The organism is Phytomonospora endophytica (assembly GCF_014202425.1).
GTDB lineage: Bacteria > Actinomycetota > Actinomycetes > Mycobacteriales > Micromonosporaceae > Phytomonospora > Phytomonospora endophytica.
In genome coordinates, this window is sequence record NZ_JACHGT010000019.1 from 87843 (window position 1) to 107248 (window position 19406).

The following is a 19406-nucleotide window of genomic DNA, read 5'->3' on the forward strand; positions in this document are numbered from 1 at the left end:
GTGTTCGTTGAGGGGGCGCGGGTGCCGCGTCCTCACCCCAGCCGCGTCGCCAGCCAGTCCGCCGCCTTCGGCAGCCACTCGTGGCGCTGCTCCTCGACGAGATGTCCGCCTTCGGGGATCAGCATGAGCTCGCCTTGCTTCGCGGCCCCGGCCAACTCCGCGAGGTTCCCCACGCCGGGGATCTCGTCCTTCCCGCCTTCGACGACCAGGGTCGGCACGGTCAGCTTCGGCGCGAGCCCGTTGCCGTCGACGTTCGCCGCGAAGGCTCGCGCGGCGGCTTCGCCGCCGGTGCGGCGCCGGAAGGTGTCGCTCACGTAGGGCACCAGTTCCGGCCAGCGCAGCTCGCCCGGCCCGCTCACCGCGACCAGCGCCCGCACGCGCGGCTCGTACGCCGCCGCCCTCGCCCCCAGCCAACCGCCCATGCTCATCGCCCACACCCCGACCGTCGCGACGTCCGGCAGCGCGTCGATCGCCCGCCCGACGACGCGCTCGAACTTCGGCTGCCAGCGTCCTGGGCACGCGCCCTGCCCCGGGCCGTCGATCGCGAGGACGGCCAGGCCGCGCCTGACCAGGACCTCGGCGACGCCGGTGAATTCGACCGCGCTGGAGTTCATTCCCGGCACGAGGATCACGGTGGTTGTCGAATGGTTTCGTTCGTGAACGGAATCGTTTGGGAAGTGAAGGAATCCGTGGAAGCCCTCCGCCGGGTGCTCGTCCACGACCGGCACCGCCGACGGGAGCGCCCGGGTCATGGCCTCGGCGGCGGCGGTCGCCGCCCGTGTCCGCCGCTCCTCGTCCGTGTCGGGCAGCACGGTCGCGAAGTGGAACAGCAGCGCCGCCGCCCGGTCGGCCTCGGCCCGCGTCGCCGCCGAGCCGTCCCGCGCGAGCGCCACCCGCGCCTCGGCGGCGGCGATGAACGCGCCCGGCCACTCGCGGATGTGCCCGATGCCGTCGATCACGCGGTCGTAGGCGTAGGGGTCGACGCCCGCGGCCAGGACGCGCGAACGGTTCGCGGCGATGAAGCCGGTGTGGACGTCGTCCAGGTCCAGAAAGTTCATGGCCGCGACAGTATCAAAGCTTTGATAGTTCTCAAAGTCTTGATTACACCGCTAGTCTGTAGCGATGAGCATGCCCGCGAGCGAACGGCTCGGCCTCGACATCAAACGCACCGAACAAGAGCTCATGTCGGCCAAGAACGCCGCCGTCCGCGCCGCCGGGCTCACCGTCCCCCAGTACGCGGCCCTCTACGCCCTCGACGGCAACCCCGGCATGTCCGCCGCCGCCCTCGCGCGCGCCTGCCTGGTCACCCCCCAGGCCATGACCGTCGTCCTGCGCAACCTCGAAGAACACGCCCTCATCGAGCGGACCCCGCACGAGTGGCACCGCCACATCAAGGAGGTCCGCCTCACCGCCGCCGGCCGCGGCGCCCTGACCGCCGCCGACGAACGCGCGGTCACCGTCGAACGCGCCATCGCCGCCGCCCTCACCGCCGACGAGCGGGACACTCTCCGTGACCTGCTCAAACGCGTCGGCGTCGCGATCGGTGAGGCCGCCGGGAAACTCTAGGCGGGAAACGGAACCCCGGCCGGGCGTCCGGGCAAGAACAGGACGTGACCACCATCCACGCCGACATACCCGGCCTCGTCGCCCGCGGTTCACCCCGCCCGCGCGAGGCGACCGACACCGATGACGCCGAACACGTCCTCGGCGACGCCGACCGCTTCACCGTCCTCTTCGACCGGCACGCCGCCGCGCTGCACCGCTACGCCGCCCGCCGCGTCGGCCCCGACCTCGCCGACGACCTCGTCTCCCAGACCTTCCTGACGGCCTTCGCCAACCGCCACCGCTACGACCCGCGACGCCCCAGCGCGCTGCCCTGGCTGTACGGGATCTGCACGAACCTCATGCGACGGCACCGCCGGACCGAAGCGCGCGCCTACAAGGCACTCGCCAAGACCGGCGTCGACCCCCTCAGGACGGCCGACGCCACCGACCGCAGCCTCGACCGCGTCGAGGCGCAGGGCATGTCGCGCCGACTGGCCGACGCCCTCGCCTCCCTCAAGGCGAACCAGCGCGACGTGCTGCTGCTCTTCGCCGTCGCCGAACTCACCTACCCCGAGATCGCCGCGGCACTGCGCATCCCCGAAGGGACCGTGCGCTCGCGGCTGTCGAGGGCGCGAACCCACCTGCGCAAAAGACTGGGAACCACGCCATGACCGACCACGACGACGACCTGCGGCTCGTCGCCTCCTTCCGCGAAGACCTCGACGACGCGACCCCCGAGCGCCTCGCCTCCGTGCGCGCCACGTTCCTGAAACAGCAGAAGGGCAGCACCATGACCGCTCGCAGGGCCTTCCTCACCCCCAGCCGCATCGCCGTCGTCGCACTGCCTGCCGTCGCCGCCATCGCGCTCGGTGCGGTCGCGCTCGGCTCCCTCGGGGGCGAGACCACGCCCGAATCCCCCGGTGTGACCGGCACCTCCAACGGCCTCGCCGTCGACGCCGACGCCGCCGCCGTCCTGCGCTACACGGCCCTCAACACCGGCCGCTACACCGGCGCCGAGCACAGCACCGGCGACTACGTCTACGTCCGCGACACGTTCTACCTCGCCGACGACCCGGAGAACCTCGACGTCCGCGAGTCCTGGCACGAGATCGACTTCGGCATGTTCATGGTCCTGCTCATCGAGAACGGCGAGCAGCTCATGCCCGACCCGTCCAACCCCAAGGAGGACATCGAGGCCGAACGCGCCGAGACCGCCGAGTACCTCGCGACGCACGGCCCGAGCCTGTCCATCCCGACCCGCGACTACCTCGCCTCGCTGCCCGAGGACGCCGAAGGCATGCTCGCGGCCCTGCGGGGAGGCCACGCGGAGACCGAGGCCCACGTGCTGTTCAAGAAGGGCTTCAGTGTGCTCACCACGACCGGGGAGACCCTCGCGCCGGCGCAGCGGTCGGCCCTCTTCGAGGCCCTGGCCACGCTCGACGGCGTGACCCGCGCCGACGGGACCGTCGACGTGCTCGGCCGCACCGGCGTCGCCATCGGCTTCGAAGACGAGAGCGGCGCCCGCGAGGAGATCGTCATCGACCCCGAGACCTCCGACGTGCTCGGCACCCGCTACCGGGCGCCCGGCGAGGACGGCTGGTCGGTCCAGGCGAGCAGCACGAAGGTCGTCGCCGAACCCGGCGACACCGAGTAATCCACACCCCGTCCACAACTTGTCCACAGCCACGGGCGGGTTTTCCACAGAGTTTTCCACAGGACCTGTGGACAAAGAAGGGCCGCGGCGTGAGCCGCGGCCCTTTCCCCGGTCCGCGCCCGCCGAAGGCCCCCGCCCCGGCGTTCGCGGTCCTCGGTTAAGGCTCGAACTTGTACCCCAGGCCCCGCACCGTCACCAGGTGCTTGGGCTTGCCCGGCTCCACCTCGACCTTCGAGCGGAGCCGCTTGACGTGCACGTCCAAGGTCTTGGTGTCGCCGACATAGTCGGCGCCCCAGACACGGTCGATGAGCTGCCCCCGCGTCAGCACCCGGCCGGCGTTGCGCAGGAACATCTCCAGGAGCTCGAACTCCTTCAGCGGCATCGGCACCTGGTCGCCCTTGACCGACACGACGTGCCGGTCGACGTCCATGCGGACCGGGCCCGCCTCCAGAACCGTCACGAGCGGGTCGGTCGGTTCGGCGTGGCGCCGCAGCACCGCCCGGATACGGGCGACGAGCTCGCGCGGCGAGTACGGCTTGGTCACATAGTCGTCGGCGCCGATCTCCAGCCCGACGACCTTGTCGATCTCACTGTCCCTGGCCGTCACCATGATGATCGGCACGGAGGAGGTGGCCCGCAGCTCTCGACAAACCTCGGTGCCGGACTTCTCCGGCAGCATGAGATCCAGCAGTACGACATCGGCCCCATTGCGCTCGTACTCGCTGATCGCGGCCTGCCCGGTGGCGGCCACGGAGACCTCAAAACCCTCTTTGCGAAGCATGTACGACAACGCGTCGGAGAACGACTCCTCGTCCTCCACGACTAGTACGCGGGTCACGACTTTCCCTTCAGCCCGGCAGCACGGCCCGACGACAGCCGTCGGACCTGCGAAGACTTCTACATCTCACCCTCTGTCGGTGCCGGGTCAGCGGATCGCACCGTACGGCTAGGCAACAACAAGGTGAACGTAGACCCGGTTCCGGGCGTACTGCTCACATAGACCCTACCGCCATGATTCCCCGCAATATGCTTCACGATCGCCAGACCGAGACCGGTGCCACCCGTCGCGCGGGAGCGCGCCGGGTCGGCCCGGTAGAAGCGTTCGAAGATGCGATCGAGGTCGGCCTCGGCGATGCCGATGCCCTCGTCGGTGACCGAAACGGTCAACTCGGCGCCGCCGTTGCCGGTCTCGATCGTGACGGTCGTGTCGACCGGGCTGTAGTTGATCGCGTTGTCGATCAGGTTGCCCAAGGCCGTGGCCAGCTGCGACTCACTGCCGTAGGTCACGAGGCCGCGCTCGCCGGTGACGTTGATGAAGATGTTCTTCGCCGCCGCACCCGTGCGCGCCCGGTCGAGCGCGTCGAGGATGATCCGGTCGATCTCGACGTCGACGGGCTCCGGCGTCGCCTCGGCGCCCTGCACGCGCGACAGTTCGAGGAGCTCGGTGACCAGCCGCGCCATCCGCGCCGACTCGTGCTGGATGCGCGACGTGAACCGCGCCGCCGCCTCGGGGTCGTCGACGGCGTCCTGCAGCGCCTCCGCGAGCAGCTGCATGGCCCCGACCGGGGTCTTCAGTTCGTGGCTGACGTTGGCGACGAAGTCGCGCCGGACCCGCTCGACGCGGTGCAGCTCGCTGATGTCCTCGGCCTCGATGACGATGCTGTCGTCGGGCAGGGCCGTCACGCGGATCCGCACCGACACCGGCTCGCCCCCGCCCTTGCGCGGGAGTTCCAGCTCGGCGTCGCGGCTCTTGCCGCTGCGCCGGACGTGCGAGACGAGACCGCGCAGGACGGAGGAGTCGAGGTGGCCCTCGCCGACGACGCCGAGACTCACCGCGGCCTTGTTGGCGTACTCCAGCTGGTCGCGGGCGCCGAGCAGCACCACCCCGGCTCGCAGGGTGGCGAGGACCTTCTCACCTGGGATGTCGGTGATGACCGGGCTCCCTTCCGGGACGGTGCCAACGGCTCCGGTGGACGGTGGGACGGAGGCACGGGCGCGCATGCTGCGGTGGGTGAGGACGTAGACCATCGCGGCGCCGAGAAGGGCGCCGCAGACGAGTGCCGTCGCCGCGAGCAGGTCCGCTGTGTTCACGCCGCCGATTTTAGGACCGGAGACACGCTGACCGCACGGCCAGCGTGCACTCGGCCGTTCGCTACTTGCGTCCCTGCGCCGCGACTGCTGCGGCGGCCGTGGCGGCCGCCTCCGGGTCGAGGTAGGTGCCGCCGGGGTTCGTCGGCTTGAGCCCGGCGTCGAGGTCGTACCGCAGCGGGATGCCGGTCGGGATGTTCAGGCCGGCGATGTCGGCGTCGGAGATCCCGTCCAGGTGCTTGACCAGCGCCCGGAGGCTGTTGCCGTGCGCGGCGACGAGGACCGTCTTCCCGGCGAGCAGGTCGGGGACGACCGCGTCGTACCAGTACGGCAGCATCCGGACACCGACGTCCTTGAGGCACTCCGTGAGAGGAGCGAGCTCGGGAGGCAGCTCCGCGTAACGCGGGTCACCCGACTGCGAGTACTCGTCGCCCGGGTCGATCGCCGGCGGAGGCGTGTCGTACGAGCGGCGCCACAACATGAACTGCTCCTCGCCGTACTCGGCGAGCGTCTCGGCCTTGTTCTTGCCCTGAAGGGCGCCGTAGTGACGCTCGTTGAGACGCCACGACCGCTTCACCGGAATCCAGTGCCGGTCGGCCGCGTGCAGCGAGAGCTCGGCGGTGCGGATCGCACGACGCTGCACCGACGTGTGGACGACATCGGGAAGGAGCCCATGCTCGACGAGCAGCGCGCCGCCACGCCGGGCCTCGCCCTCGCCCTTCGCGGTGAGGTCGACGTCCACCCAGCCGGTGAACAGGTTCTTCGCGTTCCACTCGCTCTCGCCGTGGCGGAGGAGGACAAGGGTGCCGATGTCGGTGCTCATGGAGACGATATTGCCGTATGGGGGTGGCGGGCGGGGAACGAGGCGGGGGAGAGGGGTTGAAGTTGGGGGGCTCGCCACTCGGCGCGTTCATTTCTGGCGTTGGGTGGGGTGGTGTTCAGGGGGTGGGGGGTTCACCGGAATGTCTGGTTCCTTGGGGGCGGGTTCGCCCGCTGCGGCGAGGGGTCTTTTTCTTTGGGTGCGGGGGCGTTGCCGGGGCTCTGCCCCGGACCCCGCAAGGGGCTTCGCCCCCTTGACCCCCGGCCTCGCTCGGGAGACTGGGGGTGCCTTAGCGGTCTGCGGCCGGGTGGCCGGGGTGCGGGCTGAGGTTGTTCGGCACAACCTGTCTCCGTCTTATCGGCCTTTTCAAGGGCACATGAAGAACCTGGGGCAATCAAGGGAAAGAGCGCCCTTGACAGCCCCAGAACCTTCATGTCGTCCAATCAACGGCCGAAGCGACGGAGACACAGGTTAGTAGTGGTGGGGGGTGTGTCGCGCTGCGCGCGACCTGGTGCGGGAAAGCGAACCCGCCGTCGTCGCTGGGGGTGGGGTGCGGTGTGATGCGGTTGTCGTGTCCGCTTCGCTGATCGCGGAAAGTAAGGTGCCCGGCGTTAGGGCTGGTCGAGCGCGGATGTTTAGCTCGGCTCTTCGAGTGACGCGGCGGTGATGCGGTGTAGGGCGACCGTGTGCAGTGTGTCCGTTCGCTGGTCCTCAGCGCGTAGGTAACCCGCGCCGAGGGAGACGGGTAGCAGTCGTCGCGTGACTTGTGCTCCGTGGCCGTCCAGGTAGCCGACCCACACCGGCTGCTTTTCCCTTAGGGCCTGTTGCAGCACTGATAGGGCGGCTGACGAGTCGCTCACCGACGTCATCGCGGCTGGTCTGCTGCGGACGTGGGCGTCGACGCGGCGGAGGCGTTCGATCAGGGCGAGGAGGGGGACACCGTCGATTCTGGGGACGGCGTCGGTGGCGTGCGGTGGGCGGGCCGCGTAGGCTGCTCGCCGTGCGGTGGGGCGGGTGAGCACGGCGGCGCCTGCGGCGTCCTCGGGGACGGGGGCGTAGCCGTATTCACGGAGGGCATCGAGCAACTCGGTGATGGGGGCCCTGGTGATGAGGACCGTGGGGGCGATGCGCCGCAGTCCGAAGCGGGCGAGGCGGCGGTCGGCGAAGACTTCGGTGAGCAGGGCGGCGTCCTCACCGCGCAGGTAGCAGCCTCCGGTACCGACGCGCAGGCCTCCGTGGAGCCGGGAGGTGTCGTCGATGAGGTAGGTGAGCGCCTGCGGAATCTCCGTACGGGAACGCCTGCGGACGAGGGCGTGCAGGTCTTCGGCGGTGTATCCGGCGTCGAGTGCGCGGCGGATGGAGGCCGGGGAGACACGGTAGACGGTCGGCGATTCGCGTTCGGCGAGCATCTGCAGTTCCGTCGCCAGTGTCGTCGAGGGTGGGCCGGGAACGACGACGGTGAGGTCGGCTTGGACGACGACCTCATCGACCGGTGGTGGGAGGAGCGCGTCGAGGCGTTCGACGACGGGGTCGACCTCGGGCGCGGTGACGCCCAGGGGATCGTCGTCGGGGTTCCTTTCGGCGAGCAGCATCCGGCCGTAGGAGGTGAGGGCGTCGCGGGCGGTGACGCCCAGGGCGGCCGCTTCGCGCAGAACGGCTCGGGAGCGGTCGAGGTCGCGTGCCCGGGGATGGTGCCAGGACAGCAACGCGAGGACGTCGTCGACGGTCGGCGCGCTCCCCGCGGGCAGCCCCGCGACGATGCCGAGGGCCTCGGTGCGGCGTTTGGGCACGATCGTGCGGCTCAGCTCGGGCGCGAGGACGTTGAAGGGCTTGCCCTTGTCGTCCTTGCCGCCGACGAGGGCGACTTCGCGGGGCATCGTCAGCCAGGCACGGGCGATGCGCGCCCAGCGCGACGCGATGGGAATGGTGCGCCACATGTCGAAGGCCGACGACGGGAGCCATTCCTCCTCGGCGCCCAGGAGCCCGGCGGCGTAGGCGGTTTCGAGGAGCAGGGCGGCGAGCGCGTTGTCGATGTCGGCGCCGGCGGCGAGGCGGCGCAGGTCGCGGACGCCCATGCCGCCGCCTTTGAGGGTGGGCGCGGGGGCGTCGGCGAGTGCGGTGAGGAGGGCTTCGGTGAGCCTGACGGCTTCCATGACGGCGCCCGCTCCGGCGTTGTCGACGGCGCGGCTGTCGACGACGGGGTAGTCGGGCTGGGGCGGTGCGGACTGGATCGCGCCGAGTGGGCCGGTGTCGCGGCGGAGGAGGATGCCGATCTCGCGGGGCAGTTCGACGGTGCGGTCGTCGCCTTCGTCGCCGACGAGGGCGAGGAGGCGGTGCCGGACGAGCCAGCGGAGCGGGGTGTCGGCGGCGTCGTCGCGGAGGGATCCGGTGCGGACGGTGCCGAGGGGGCCGTCGGCGGCGAGGCGGTCGAGGACGGCGCGCGCGGCGGGGGGCGCGGCCATGATCGTGCGGCGGAGTGTCGCGGGGTCGGCGACGACGGCGGCGACGTCGGGATCGAGTTCTTCGGCGGGCCGTCCGAGGCCCGCGACGTAGCGGCCGAGGAGGTCGGCGGCGGCGTCGCTGACGCGGATCTGCGCGTCGGGGCCCCACACGAGCGCGAGTCCGCGGAGGCGGTCGACGGTGGCGAGGGTGTTCTCGGTGTCGTCGACGAGGGTGAGGAGGGCGTCGAGGTCGGCGGTTCCGTCGGTGGCGACGTAGCGCAGTCCGTCGAGGATCTGGAGGGCGAAACGGTCGAGGCCGTCGAGGGCGCGGGCGACGGAGGCGCGGGCCGTGGCGCGGGCGGCGAGCGCGGTGAAGTCGGCGGGCTCGGGCACGGCGAGGTCCGGCCTGTCGCGGAGCAGGCCGGCGAGGGCTTCGTCGGACATGCGGCGGAGCCGGACGGCGAGCTGGTCTCCTGGTAGGGCGGGTGCGGACATCTCGTCAAAGGTACGCCGTGCACACGGCTACCGACGCGTGGCCGCGCGTGACGCGCTAATGCGGATGCATGCGCGGGGGTCCGGCCCATAGCCTGCGCGAATGACCGATTGGCGGAAGATCATCGACGGCGGGTTCGCCGTGCCCGACGGCGCGGGGGTTCCCGGGCTCGTCACGGAGCTGTGCGAGGCCCTGCGTTCGCGGGATCCGGTGGTGCGCGACCGGCACGGCTACAGCGTGCTGGCCACGTGGATCGGGCGCGGGGTGCTCGACGAGGACGCGTTGCGGGAACTGGGCGACGCGATGGCGGCGAGGTTCGCCGACCCGGAGATCCAGGCGCGGACCTTCGCGCCGCTCATCCTCGACGCGATCGTGTCGGCGGGGGTGTTCGAGTCGCGGTGGGTGGAGGCGTTCAGCGACTGGTACACCGGTGAGGAGGATCTGCGCGGGCTGGATCCGGAGCTGGGCTGGCTGCACGCGGTCGCGCACGGCGCCGACCTCCTCGGGACCTTCGGGCGGCGGCCGGAGGTCGACGCGGTGGAGATGCTGGCGCTGGCGGCGCGGCGGATGACGACCCCGGCACCGCATGTGTGGGACGCGATGGAGGACGACCGGCTCGCGCACGCCGTCGCGCTGACGCTGACCCGCGCCGAGCTCGGCGAGGAGGACGCGACGGGCTGGCTGTCGACGGTGGCCGCGGCCTTCGAGGGGCGCGACCGGAGCCGGATCGAGCCGCTCGTCGCCAACGCCCTGCGGACCCTGCGTGTCCTCTACCTGCTGGCCGACCGGGGCGTGCGGCCGCACTGGCGCGCCGACCCGGTCCTGGCGCTCGTCCACCGCGACGTTCTGCGTGAGCGGATCGCCGCGACGACGGCCGTCGTCGCGCCCATCGCGGGCTGAGCGGGCGACGGCGGCGCGGGCATGTCAAACTAGCGCCATGGCGTCCTCAGCTGTGAAGAAGTCCCGCGTCAAGGTCGTGACGGAAGGCGACGGTCACCTGCCGCTGACCGAGCTCACCTCGGACCGTCCGGCGGCCGGTTCGCCCTTCGGCGACGACCTGACCTTCCCGCTGCCCGTCGAGGGTCTCAACTGGGAGCACTCGACCCCGGTCGAGCCGCGCCTCGACTCCTACGCGGGCGGGCACTAGAACCGCACGACCACGCGGGCCCGGCTCCGGCCGGGCCTGACGCGTGCCCGGGTATGACCAAAGCACCCGAGCCTTCGCCCGTCTTGCCCTAATCTGTCCAGATCCACCCGGTCCGGACAGCACGGCGGTCGCGCGATGTTCCAGCACTACCTCCTCCCCGTCGAGACGGCCGTCTACGTCTTCCCCGTCCTCGCCGCCCTCATCGTCCTGCCCGCCGCGTTCGTGTCCTACCGGCGACGCGGCCGCGCCGGCGGCTGGGCCGGGCTGGTCTTCTACACCTTCGTGTTCTACGCGCTCGCCGCGTTCCTCCAGACGGTCATCCCGCTGCCCGTCGACCGGGCGGCGACCTGTGCGGCCCACACCTACGCGTCCCGGCCGAACCTGACGCCCTTCAACTTCGTCGGCGACATCACGCGCAACGGCACCGCCGCGCTGTGGCCGACGCTGCTCAACGTCGCGCTGCTGTTCCCCCTCGGCTTCTACCTGCGCTACCTGTGGCGGCGCGGACTGCCGTCGTCGCTGCTGGTCGCCTTCGGCACCTCGCTGTTCTTCGAGCTGACGCAACTGACGGGCCTGTGGTTCGTCTACCCGTGCCCCTACCGCCAGTTCAACGTCGACGACCTCATGTGCAACACCGCTGGCGCCGTCCTCGGCTGGCTCGTCGCCGGGCCCTGTTCGCGGCTGCTCCCCCGCGTCGATCCCGCGCGCGACCGTGACCGCTTCGCCGGGCGCGTCACCTTCACCCGTCGCGCCATCGCCTACCTGACCGACCTGCTGGGGTGGCTGTTCGCGTTCACGCTGATCGTCGGCGGGCTCGTGCTCGCCGGTGTCGCCGTCGGCGACGGGCCGCTCGTCGCGATCGGCGCGGGCGTCGGCCTCGCCTGGTTCTGGCTCGTGCCGTGGGCGACGGGCGGGTGGACGGTCGGGAAGCGCGCGGTGCTGCTGCGCGTGACCGGCGACGACGGCGCGCGCCCCGGCCCCGGTGAGCTGCTGCTGCGGTACGGGGTGCTGCTCGCGCCGCTGTGGCTGATCTGGTTCGGGATCGGGTTGTCGGCGACCGGTGACGACACCTCCGAGCCCTGGTACCGGTGGCTGATCCTGGTGGCGGTCCTGGTCGCGTGGGTGTGGTCGCCGCTGGCCGCGCTGTTCGGGCGCGACCGTCGCACTCCGTACGAGCGACTGTCTCGGACCGTGAACACCACGATCGACCGTAATCCGTTGCTCACTCGTAACCTGGAGACCGCCGCCGACCGATAAAGTCTCCGGAAATGCTGAGAATCCTTTTCTTCCTGGGCCTCGGGTTCCTCGTCGGCGGGATCGCCCTCACCGCGACGACAGGCGACACGGACTTCATCTGGATGTGGACGACGGCGCTGCCCGTCACGATCATCCTGGGCGTGTTCACGATGCTCGGAGCGAGCATGCGCCGCCTGGCGACGCCGACGCCGGGCGAGACGGCCGGTGCCGTCGCCGAGGGCCGGGTCGCGCTCGCGCGCGTCGTCTCCATCGACCGGACCGGCACCCGGATCAACGACGTGCTGGTGTGCCGCGTCGGTCTCGTCGTGGCCCCGCGCGAGCGGGCGGCCTACCGGACCGAGGTGCGGATGCTGGTCGACCCGGTCGCGATGCCGCGGTTCCAGCCCGGTCAGATCAAGGTGGCCGGGCGGCACGCCCTCGACCGGCCCGAAGTGTGGATCATCGCCGAGCCGGACTCGACCTGGCGAAACGCCGCCGAGGAGGGCGGCGCGGCCGTCCCGGCGCACGCCCCCGAATGGAAGAGCGACGAGAACGCGCCCGGCGTCGGACGGCAGCCGATCATCGGCGTGGGCCGGCGGGGCCGTGGCGCGCGGATGGCCGTGTACGCGGTCGTGTTCGCGCTGGCCGCGGGCATCCCGGTGGCGCTGAACTGGAAGCAGGTCACGGCCTCCAACGACTTCGTCTACGGCGACGACGCGCCCACCGCCGTCGAGGAGCTCATCAAGGTGATGGGCGACTCGAAGGTCGTCGACATCACCTTCCACGACGACTTCGTGACCGTCGAGGCGCCGAGCGTCCCGGGCGCGGTCACCATCGACGACTTCACGTACCGCTACGGCGAGGCCGAACGCGAAGGCCCGACGCTGATCCAGCCCGACGACCTCGCGATGGAACTGTTCGACCTCGACGACGTGGACTTCACCGTCTTCCCGGCGATCAGCGCCGCCGCGGTGCGCGCCACCGGCATCGACGACACCGAGTCGCCGCTGATCGTGGTCTCGCGCGGATCGTCGAGCGACGGCGTGCCGGGCCCGATCGAGATCGGCGTCTCCCTCAGCGACGAATACTTCAGCGGCTACTACACGACCGACGCGAAGGGGAACCTGCTCAGCATGAGCGGCGGACGCCCCGAGTCGGACGCCTACAAGGCGGAGCACGCGGAGGACTGACGGGGTGGGTCGGCGCGCGGGCGGGTCTTGATAGATCGCTCTAGCGTCACCCGCCGGCCGGACCCATGCCGCCGGGGCCGCCCGCGCGGCTCGGTGATCCGCACGGCGGGGGTGGACGCCGGAGATGACGGACGGGGCGGCCCGCCGAGAGCGGGTCTTGATAGATCGCTCTAGCGCCACCCTCCCGGTCTCACATCACCAGGCAGCCCTTGGAGCACGGCGATCCACGGCGGAGACGGCCGACCGGGCCGGTCGAAGATCAGCCCGAACGCGGCCGCCCCCGCCCGATCCGCGCGAGGATTCACCCGTGACTTAATCCTTCGCCGGAATGCGGGACCGCACGCGAGAGTTGGCCTCCGTTGCACAGCGAACCGATCACCACCGAAAGGCCCGACTCATGCCACGCATCGGCAACTCCGACCTCAACGTCCACCCCCTCGCGCTCGGCGGGAACGTCTTCGGCTGGACCGCCGACGAAGAGGCCTCCTTCGCCGTCCTGGACGCCTACGTCGCCGGTGGTGGCAACTTCATCGACACCGCCGACTCCTACTCCGCCTGGGTCCCCGGCAACTCCGGCGGCGAGTCGGAGTCCATCATCGGGCGCTGGATGGCCGCGCGCGGCAACCGCGACGACCTCGTCATCGCCACCAAGGTCGCCCGCCACCCGCAGCGGCCGGGCCTGTCGGCGGCCAACATCGCCGCCGCGGCCGAGGACTCCCTGCGCCGGCTGGGCACCGACCGTATCGACCTCTACTACTCGCACTTCGACGACGAGCCCTACGTCCCCGTCGCCGACACCCTCCGCGCCTACGACGCCCTCATCAAGGCCGGCAAGGTCCGCCACATCGGCATGTCGAACATGACCCCCGAGCGCCTCACCGAGTCGCTCGACACCTCCGCCCGCGAAGGCCTAGCCTCCTACATCGCGATCCAGCCGAACTACAACCTCGTCTCCCGCGACACCTACGAGGGTGCGCGCGCCGACATCGTCGCCGCGCACGGCATGTCGGCGGTCCCCTACTACGGCCTCGCCTCGGGCTTCCTGACCGGCAAGTACCGTCCCGGCACCACCGTCGACAGCGCCCGCGCGGGCGGAGCCGCCAAGCACCTGGAGACGCCGAAGGGCCGCGCGGTCCTCGCCGCGCTCGACGAGGTCGCCGCCCGGCACGACGCCGAACTCGCCACGATCGCCCTCGCCTGGCTCCTCGCGAAGCCGACCGTCGTCGCGCCCATCGCCAGCGCGCGCACGCCCGAGCAGGTCCCGGCGCTGCTCGCCGTCGCCGACGTCAAGCTCACCACCGAGGACGTCGCGCTGCTCGACGAGGCCTCGGCCTAGGACGCGGTCGGGACGGACCGCGATCCCCCGTCGTCGTGATGATCGCGGACCGCCCCGACTCCCCCACCTTGGCGCGCGCCGCCACAGCCGCGCCACGGCTTGGCCACACGCACGCACGGAAGTGACCTTCACCACCCACCCGATATGCACCGTTACGACCCTCTCGGCGCGAATGACCGGTACGAAGGAACCACACGACCGACAGGGGGAGTCGACCATGAAGATCCGCATCGCCGCCGTCGCGGCCGCCGCCGGGCTCGCCGCGCTCGCGACCGCCGCGCCCTCGTACGCCACCGACACCGCGCCCACCCCGGCGACCTTCGCCGCCGACGTCCTCGACGCCCACAACGCCTACCGCGACCGGCACGGCGCGCCCCACCTCGCCCACGACGCCGAACTCGGCGCCAAGGCGGAGGACGTCGCCGGTGAACTCGCCGCCTCCGGCGACCTCAGCGCCGACGCCGCCGCGCAACTCGCCGACGGCCTCGGCGTCAACCTCGCCTGGACCAACGGTGGCGACCTGGACGGTCACGCCATCGTCGAGACCTGGTACGACCAGATCACCGCCTACGACTTCGACGAACCCGGCTACTCCGAGCAGACCGGGTCCTTCACGCAGGTCGTGTGGCGCGACTCGACCGGCCTCGGCACCGGCTACGCCGAACTCGACGGCGGCGGCTGGCTCGTCGTGACGCTGTACTCGCCCGCCGGGAACGTCGACGGCGAGTTCGAGGGGAACGTGGCGCGGCCCTGAACCGGCACCCGGCACCCGGCGTTCGGCGTTCGGCGTTCGGCGCTCAACGTTCGGCGTTCGGCGTTCGGCGTTCGGCGTTCGGCGTTCGGCACCCGGCACCCGGCACCCGGCACCCGGCACCCGGCAGGTTCTCTGAGCACGCGTGAAACCTACTCACACCGCAGAAATGTCACACCTCACCCGTACCGTGATTTTCGGGGCCCCTTTGAGGCGAGCGGGAGGACGCGCGTTTCGCACGTCCCTCCGCCACCGACCGCTGCCCACAAGACGGCAGCCGCGACGCTAGAGCGATCTATCAAGAACCGCGACGAGAACGGCGCCCCGACCGCACTGGCCGGGGCGCCGTTTCAGCGCCTCGATCACGCGGTCATCCGGCGCGCAGGCGTGGCTCTAACGCTCTCAAGCGTGCCGCCGGCCCTCACCCGTCCAGCGGCCGCAGCACGTCGTCGCCGTCGACGATCGTGTACGCGTACCCCTGCTCGGACAGGAAGCGCTGCCGGTGCGCGGCGTACTCCGTGTCGATCGTGTCGCGCGCGACGACGGTGTAGAAGTGCGCCTGCCGCCCGTCGGCCTTCGGCCGCAGGACACGGCCGAGACGCTGTGCCTCCTCCTGTCGCGACCCGAAGGTCCCCGACACCTGCACGGCCACCGCGGCCTCGGGCAGGTCGATGGAGAAGTTCGCCACCCGGCTCACCACCAGCGTCGACACCTCACCGGTGCGGAACGCCTCGTAGAGCTCCTCGCGCTTCTTCGTCGACGTCGAACCCTCGATGATCGGGGCGCCCAGATGCTCCGACAGCTGATGCAACTGCTCCAAATAGGCGCCGATGACCAGAACCTGCTCGCCCTCGTGCCGGTCGACGATCGCCTTCACCACCGGCAGCTTCGTGCGTGCCGTCGACGACACCCGGTACTTCTCGTTCGTCTCGGACGTCGCGTACGTCATGCGCTCGGCGTCGGTGAGCGTCACGCGCACCTCGGTGCAGTCCGCGGGCGCGATCCAGCCCTGGTTCTCGATGTCCTTCCAGGGCGCGTCGTAACGCTTCGGGCCGATCAGCGAGAACACGTCGCCCTCGCGGCCGTCCTCGCGCACGAGCGTCGCGGTCAGCCCGAGACGTCGGCGGGCCTGGAGGTCGGCGGTGAACCGGAAGATCGGCGCGGGCAGCAGGTGCACCTCGTCGTAGAGGACGAGGCCCCAGTCACGCGCGCCGAACAGGTCGAGGTGCCTGAACGCGCCCTTCGAGCGAGCCGTCATGACCTGGTAGGTCGCGATCGTGACCGGGCGGATCTCCTTGCGCTCGCCGGAGTACTCGCCGATCTCGTCCTCGGTCAGGGAGGTGCGGGCGATGAGCTCGCGACGCCACTGGTGGACCGAGACGGTGTTGGTGACCAGGATCAGCGTCGTCGCCTTCGCCTGCGCCATCACGCCCGCGCCGACGAGGGTCTTCCCCGCGCCGCAGGGCAGCACGATCACGCCCGAGCCGCCCGCCCAGAAGGACTCGACGGCCTCCTTCTGGTACGGCCGCAGCGACCAGCCGTCCTCGGCGAGCTCGATGTCGTGCGCCTCACCGTCGACGTAGCCTGCGAGGTCCTCGCAGGGCCAGCCGAGCTTGAGGAGGGCCTGCTTGAGGCGGCCGCGTTCGGAGGGGTGCACGGCGACGGTGTCGGCGTCGTGGAAGGCGCCGAGCATGCCCGCGAGCTTCTTCGACTTGGCGACCTCGACGAGGACGGCGCGGTCGAGGCCGTGCAGGACCAGGCCGTGCGTCGGGTGGTTGAGGAGCTGGAGGCGGCCGTAACGGTCCATGGTCTCGGCGACGTCGACCAGCAGCGAGTGCGGGACGGGGAAACGCGAGAACTTGATGAGGGCGTCGACGACGCTCTCGGCGTCGTGGCCGGCCGCGCGCGCGTTCCACAGGCCGAGCGGGGTGATGCGGTAGGTGTGGACGTGCTCGGGGGCGCGTTCGAGTTCGGTGAAGGGCGCGATGGCCACGCGGGCCTCGGCGGCCTCGGGATGTCCGACCTCCAGAAGGAGCGTCTTGTCAGACTGGACGATGAGCGGCCCCGTGGACACGAGCGGCCCTCCTCTCGGGCGCGAAAACAGATCTTCCAGTGTGGCACGAATCCGGGTGACCCCGAAGTAAGCGCTCGCACAGACTCGGGTTGGTCTCAATACGGACACAGGCGCAACTTCCGGCTGTTCAGCGCGCGTCTTCTTCTGTATCAAGGTCTTGCCGGCGCTCCCTGAGTCGGCATCATGGCAAGGGGAGGGCAGGAACGATGCGGGTGAGACGATCGGTGCTGATCACCGCCGCGGTGGTCGCCGCCGCCGGGCTGATCGCGGGCGGCACCTACGCGTTCGCCGGCGACGAGGGCGACAAGGGCGCCAACCCCACGGTCCAGGACCCGTCGACGGGGCCCGAGCCGCGTCTCGGCCCGACCGAATCGCCCGGTTCGGCCACGCCCGACCCGTCGTCCTCCGAGTCGAGCGAGTCGCCTCCGCCGAAGGAGGAGAAGCACAACTGCCCGGTCGGCAAGAAGCAGGCGAAGGTCGAGAAGCTCCTCAACCAGCTCGGTGGCTTCGGGACCCTCGTCGAGGACGGGGAACAGAGCAAGGCCGACTGCGCGGCGATCAAGAAGTTCCAGAAGCGTTACGACATCCGGCCGTCCGAGGGCAGCGCCGGCCCGCTCACCGAGAAGATCGCCAAGCGCCTCGTCGAGACCGACATCGACAAGTGCGACGGCGATAAGGGCCTCGTCGCGTGCATCGACCTCACCCACCAGACGACGTGGATCATGAAGGACGGCGAGATCATCGTCGACCCGACGATCACGCGCACCGGCATGGGCGGCGGATACCAGACGCCCGACGGGAAGTTCACGATCGACTGGCGCAGCGAGAAGGCCTGGTCGAAGCCGTACAAGGTGTGGCTGCCCTACTGGCAGCACTTCATCGACGGCATGGGCTTCCACGAGACGACGACGTACATCCACGACAGTTTCGGGTCACACGGATGTGTGAACCTGCTGCACAAGGATGCCGTAAAATTCTACGAAACCCTCAAAATGGATACGACCGTCCACACGTTCGGTCGCAAGCCGGGTACGTAGCGGTCACCAGCGCTCTGGAGATGGGTGAAATTCCCAGGAAGTTCCCAGAGTGCCCCAAGCCTCAACTCAGCCCCCGGCGTCAAAGTAATAGTTGTTCCGGTCAAGCCGACTAGCTGATCGATCAGGCTTGGGCACCCGACCGATCGGCGCGGAACGAACTCCGGGGGCACGCGCCGGGGCAGGACCAACGGGCACGGTCCTCCCCGGCGCATCATTGTTTGTTGGCGGCGTTGTTTGTTGGCGGCGTTGTTTGTTGGCGGCGTTGTTTGGTGGCGACTTCGTCGCCGTTGAGGGGAGACTCCGTCTCCACCCCAAGCCCCCCTCTGCTGGAGGCTTCGCCCCCTAGACCCCGATCCTGCTTCGCCGGCACCTGTGGGTGCGGTGGGTGGGTTAGCGACACCTGTGGGTGCGGTGGGTGAGTCGGCGGCGTTCGGGCTGGGGCCTCGGTGAGGGCCAGGGTGCGGCGTTCCGGCTCGCCACCTTGATGAGATTTGGTGCGGCTCGCGGACGGGGCTCGCGCCCCCGCACCCCCGCACCCCCGCACCCCCGCACCCCCGCACCCCCGCACCCCCGCCTCGGAGTGTGCGACCCGCGCGCGAGCCGATCGCGAGGCGGGAAGTACCGGGGCAGCGAGAAGAGCTACGTGCGGCTCGCGCGCGAGCCGATCGCGTGCCGATGCCGAAAACGCGGCGGCGGCCGTGTAGCTCGCGGACGGGGCTTGCTTCGCTCGCCGGTTGGCTCGCGTCCTCGCGTCCCCGCGTCCCCGCGTCCCCGCGTCCCCGCGTCCCCGCGTCCCCGCGTCCCCGCGTCCCCGCGTCCCCGCGTCCTCGCGTCCTCGCGTCCTCGCGTCGGAGTGTGCGACTCGCGCGCGAGCCGAGCGCGAGCCGATGCCGAAGACGCGGCGGCGGCCGTGTAGCTCGCGGACGGGGCTTGCTTCGCTCGCCGGTTGGCTCGCGTCCCCGCGTCCCCGCGTCCCCGCGTCCCCGCGTCCCGGCGTCCCGGCGTCCCGGCGTCCCGGCGTCCCGGCGTCCCGGCGTCCCGGCGTCCCGGCGTCCCCGCGTCCCGGCGTCCCCGCGTCCCGGCGTCCCGGCGTCCCGGCGTCCCCGCGTCCCCGCGTCCCCGCGTCCCCGCGTCCCCGCGTCGGAGTGTGCGACTCGCGCGAGCCGAGCGCGAGCCGATGCCGAAGACGCGGCGGCGGCCGTGTTGTAGCCCGCGCCGGTGAGCCGATCGCGTGTAGGCAGCGATCCCGACCCTTTCGGTCGCACACCCGAGCGAGTGACGTCCGCAGATCGCGCCTGCTCGGATCACTCCCGCAGGTGAGTCACTTTCACGACCGCAGGCGGCCGGACTCCGCGCGGTGCCCGATGACGAGCCGCCGCGCCTTCACGTCACGTCCGCAGACGGCCGGACTCCGCAGGCCGCGCCTCCGAGCGGGAGCCGTCCGCGAGTCCCGTACCCGCAAGCGGATCACGCCTGCGAATGGGTCACGGTCCCACCCGCGAGCAGTGACCTTCTCCCCTCTCGTCTGAGGGTGTCCCGAGCAGCAGCACCGGTCGTTACGGTGCCGGGGGTGGGTGCGTTCGAAGAGTTCAAG

General features: G+C 70.9%; 16 protein-coding genes. 10 read left to right on the top strand and 6 right to left on the bottom strand.

Features of this window, described 5'->3' with window-relative positions; translation table 11 throughout:
• Positions 1 to 32: 32 nt before the first annotated feature.
• Positions 33 to 1058 (bottom strand): alpha/beta hydrolase family protein, encoded by a 1026-nt coding sequence (locus tag HNR73_RS33715; protein WP_184791963.1) that lies wholly within the window; start codon positions 1056 to 1058, stop codon positions 33 to 35.
• A 64-nt stretch (positions 1059 to 1122) separates the two neighbouring features.
• On the opposite strand from HNR73_RS33715, the gene HNR73_RS33720 reads away from it, so the two are divergent.
• The 3 genes from HNR73_RS33720 to HNR73_RS33730 are packed head-to-tail and all read left to right on the top strand — an operon-like array spanning position 1123 to position 3199.
• Complete coding sequence (locus HNR73_RS33720) at positions 1123 to 1566, top strand: MarR family winged helix-turn-helix transcriptional regulator (protein ID WP_239122194.1); 444 nt, start codon at positions 1123 to 1125, stop codon at positions 1564 to 1566.
• 44 nt (positions 1567 to 1610) lie between these two features.
• Positions 1611 to 2216, top strand: a complete 606-nt coding sequence (locus tag HNR73_RS33725) for an RNA polymerase sigma factor (protein WP_239122193.1) — start codon at positions 1611 to 1613, stop codon at positions 2214 to 2216.
• Positions 2213 to 3199 (top strand): CU044_5270 family protein, encoded by a 987-nt coding sequence (locus HNR73_RS33730; RefSeq protein WP_184791965.1) that lies wholly within the window; start codon positions 2213 to 2215, stop codon positions 3197 to 3199. The genes HNR73_RS33725 and HNR73_RS33730 overlap by 4 nt, the downstream gene beginning before the upstream one ends.
• Before the next feature lie 157 nt (positions 3200 to 3356).
• Here HNR73_RS33730 and HNR73_RS33735 read toward each other — a convergent pair whose 3' ends face one another.
• The 4 genes from HNR73_RS33735 to HNR73_RS33750 all read right to left on the bottom strand — a co-directional run bounded on the left by HNR73_RS33735 (position 3357) and on the right by HNR73_RS33750 (position 9043).
• Entirely contained in the window at positions 3357 to 4037 is a 681-nt protein-coding gene (locus tag HNR73_RS33735) for a response regulator (RefSeq protein WP_184791967.1), read from the bottom strand.
• 59 nt (positions 4038 to 4096) lie between these two features.
• Positions 4097 to 5290, bottom strand: coding sequence for a sensor histidine kinase (locus HNR73_RS33740; RefSeq protein ID WP_239122192.1), 1194 nt, complete (start codon positions 5288 to 5290; stop codon positions 4097 to 4099).
• A gap of 61 nt (positions 5291 to 5351) precedes the next feature.
• Positions 5352 to 6110, bottom strand: a complete 759-nt coding sequence (locus HNR73_RS33745; protein WP_184791969.1) for a phosphoglyceromutase — start codon at positions 6108 to 6110, stop codon at positions 5352 to 5354.
• A gap of 632 nt (positions 6111 to 6742) precedes the next feature.
• Positions 6743 to 9043, bottom strand: coding sequence for a helicase-associated domain-containing protein (locus HNR73_RS33750; RefSeq protein ID WP_184791971.1), 2301 nt, complete (start codon positions 9041 to 9043; stop codon positions 6743 to 6745).
• Positions 9044 to 9143: 100 nt separating this feature from the next.
• Here HNR73_RS33750 and HNR73_RS33755 point away from each other — a divergent pair, with 100 nt between their 5' ends.
• The 6 genes from HNR73_RS33755 (at position 9144) to HNR73_RS33780 (ending at position 14704) form a co-directional block, all read left to right on the top strand.
• Complete coding sequence (locus tag HNR73_RS33755; RefSeq protein WP_184791973.1) at positions 9144 to 9941, top strand: DUF2785 domain-containing protein; 798 nt, start codon at positions 9144 to 9146, stop codon at positions 9939 to 9941.
• A 37-nt stretch (positions 9942 to 9978) separates the two neighbouring features.
• Positions 9979 to 10188, top strand: a complete 210-nt coding sequence (locus HNR73_RS33760; RefSeq protein WP_184791975.1) for a hypothetical protein — start codon at positions 9979 to 9981, stop codon at positions 10186 to 10188.
• Positions 10189 to 10323: 135 nt separating this feature from the next.
• Entirely contained in the window at positions 10324 to 11445 is a 1122-nt protein-coding gene (locus tag HNR73_RS33765) for a VanZ family protein (protein WP_184791977.1), read from the top strand.
• A gap of 11 nt (positions 11446 to 11456) precedes the next feature.
• Positions 11457 to 12614 carry a hypothetical protein gene (locus tag HNR73_RS33770; protein ID WP_184791979.1) on the top strand — a complete coding sequence of 386 codons (1158 nt, stop codon included), beginning with the start codon at positions 11457 to 11459 and terminating at the stop codon, positions 12612 to 12614.
• Between the two features lie 397 nt (positions 12615 to 13011).
• Positions 13012 to 13950 carry an aldo/keto reductase gene (locus HNR73_RS33775; RefSeq protein WP_184791981.1) on the top strand — a complete coding sequence of 313 codons (939 nt, stop codon included), beginning with the start codon at positions 13012 to 13014 and terminating at the stop codon, positions 13948 to 13950.
• Between the two features lie 217 nt (positions 13951 to 14167).
• A complete protein-coding gene (locus HNR73_RS33780; RefSeq protein ID WP_184791983.1) occupies positions 14168 to 14704 on the top strand; it encodes a CAP family protein in 537 nt (178 codons plus the stop codon).
• 418 nt (positions 14705 to 15122) lie between these two features.
• On the opposite strand, the gene HNR73_RS33785 is transcribed toward HNR73_RS33780, so the two are convergent.
• Entirely contained in the window at positions 15123 to 16775 is a 1653-nt protein-coding gene (locus HNR73_RS33785; protein WP_184791985.1) for a DNA repair helicase XPB, read from the bottom strand.
• Between the two features lie 206 nt (positions 16776 to 16981).
• Between HNR73_RS33785 and HNR73_RS33790 the strand changes: the two genes are divergently transcribed.
• Complete coding sequence (locus HNR73_RS33790) at positions 16982 to 17812, top strand: L,D-transpeptidase family protein (RefSeq protein ID WP_184791987.1); 831 nt, start codon at positions 16982 to 16984, stop codon at positions 17810 to 17812.
• Positions 17813 to 19406 lie beyond the last annotated feature (1594 nt).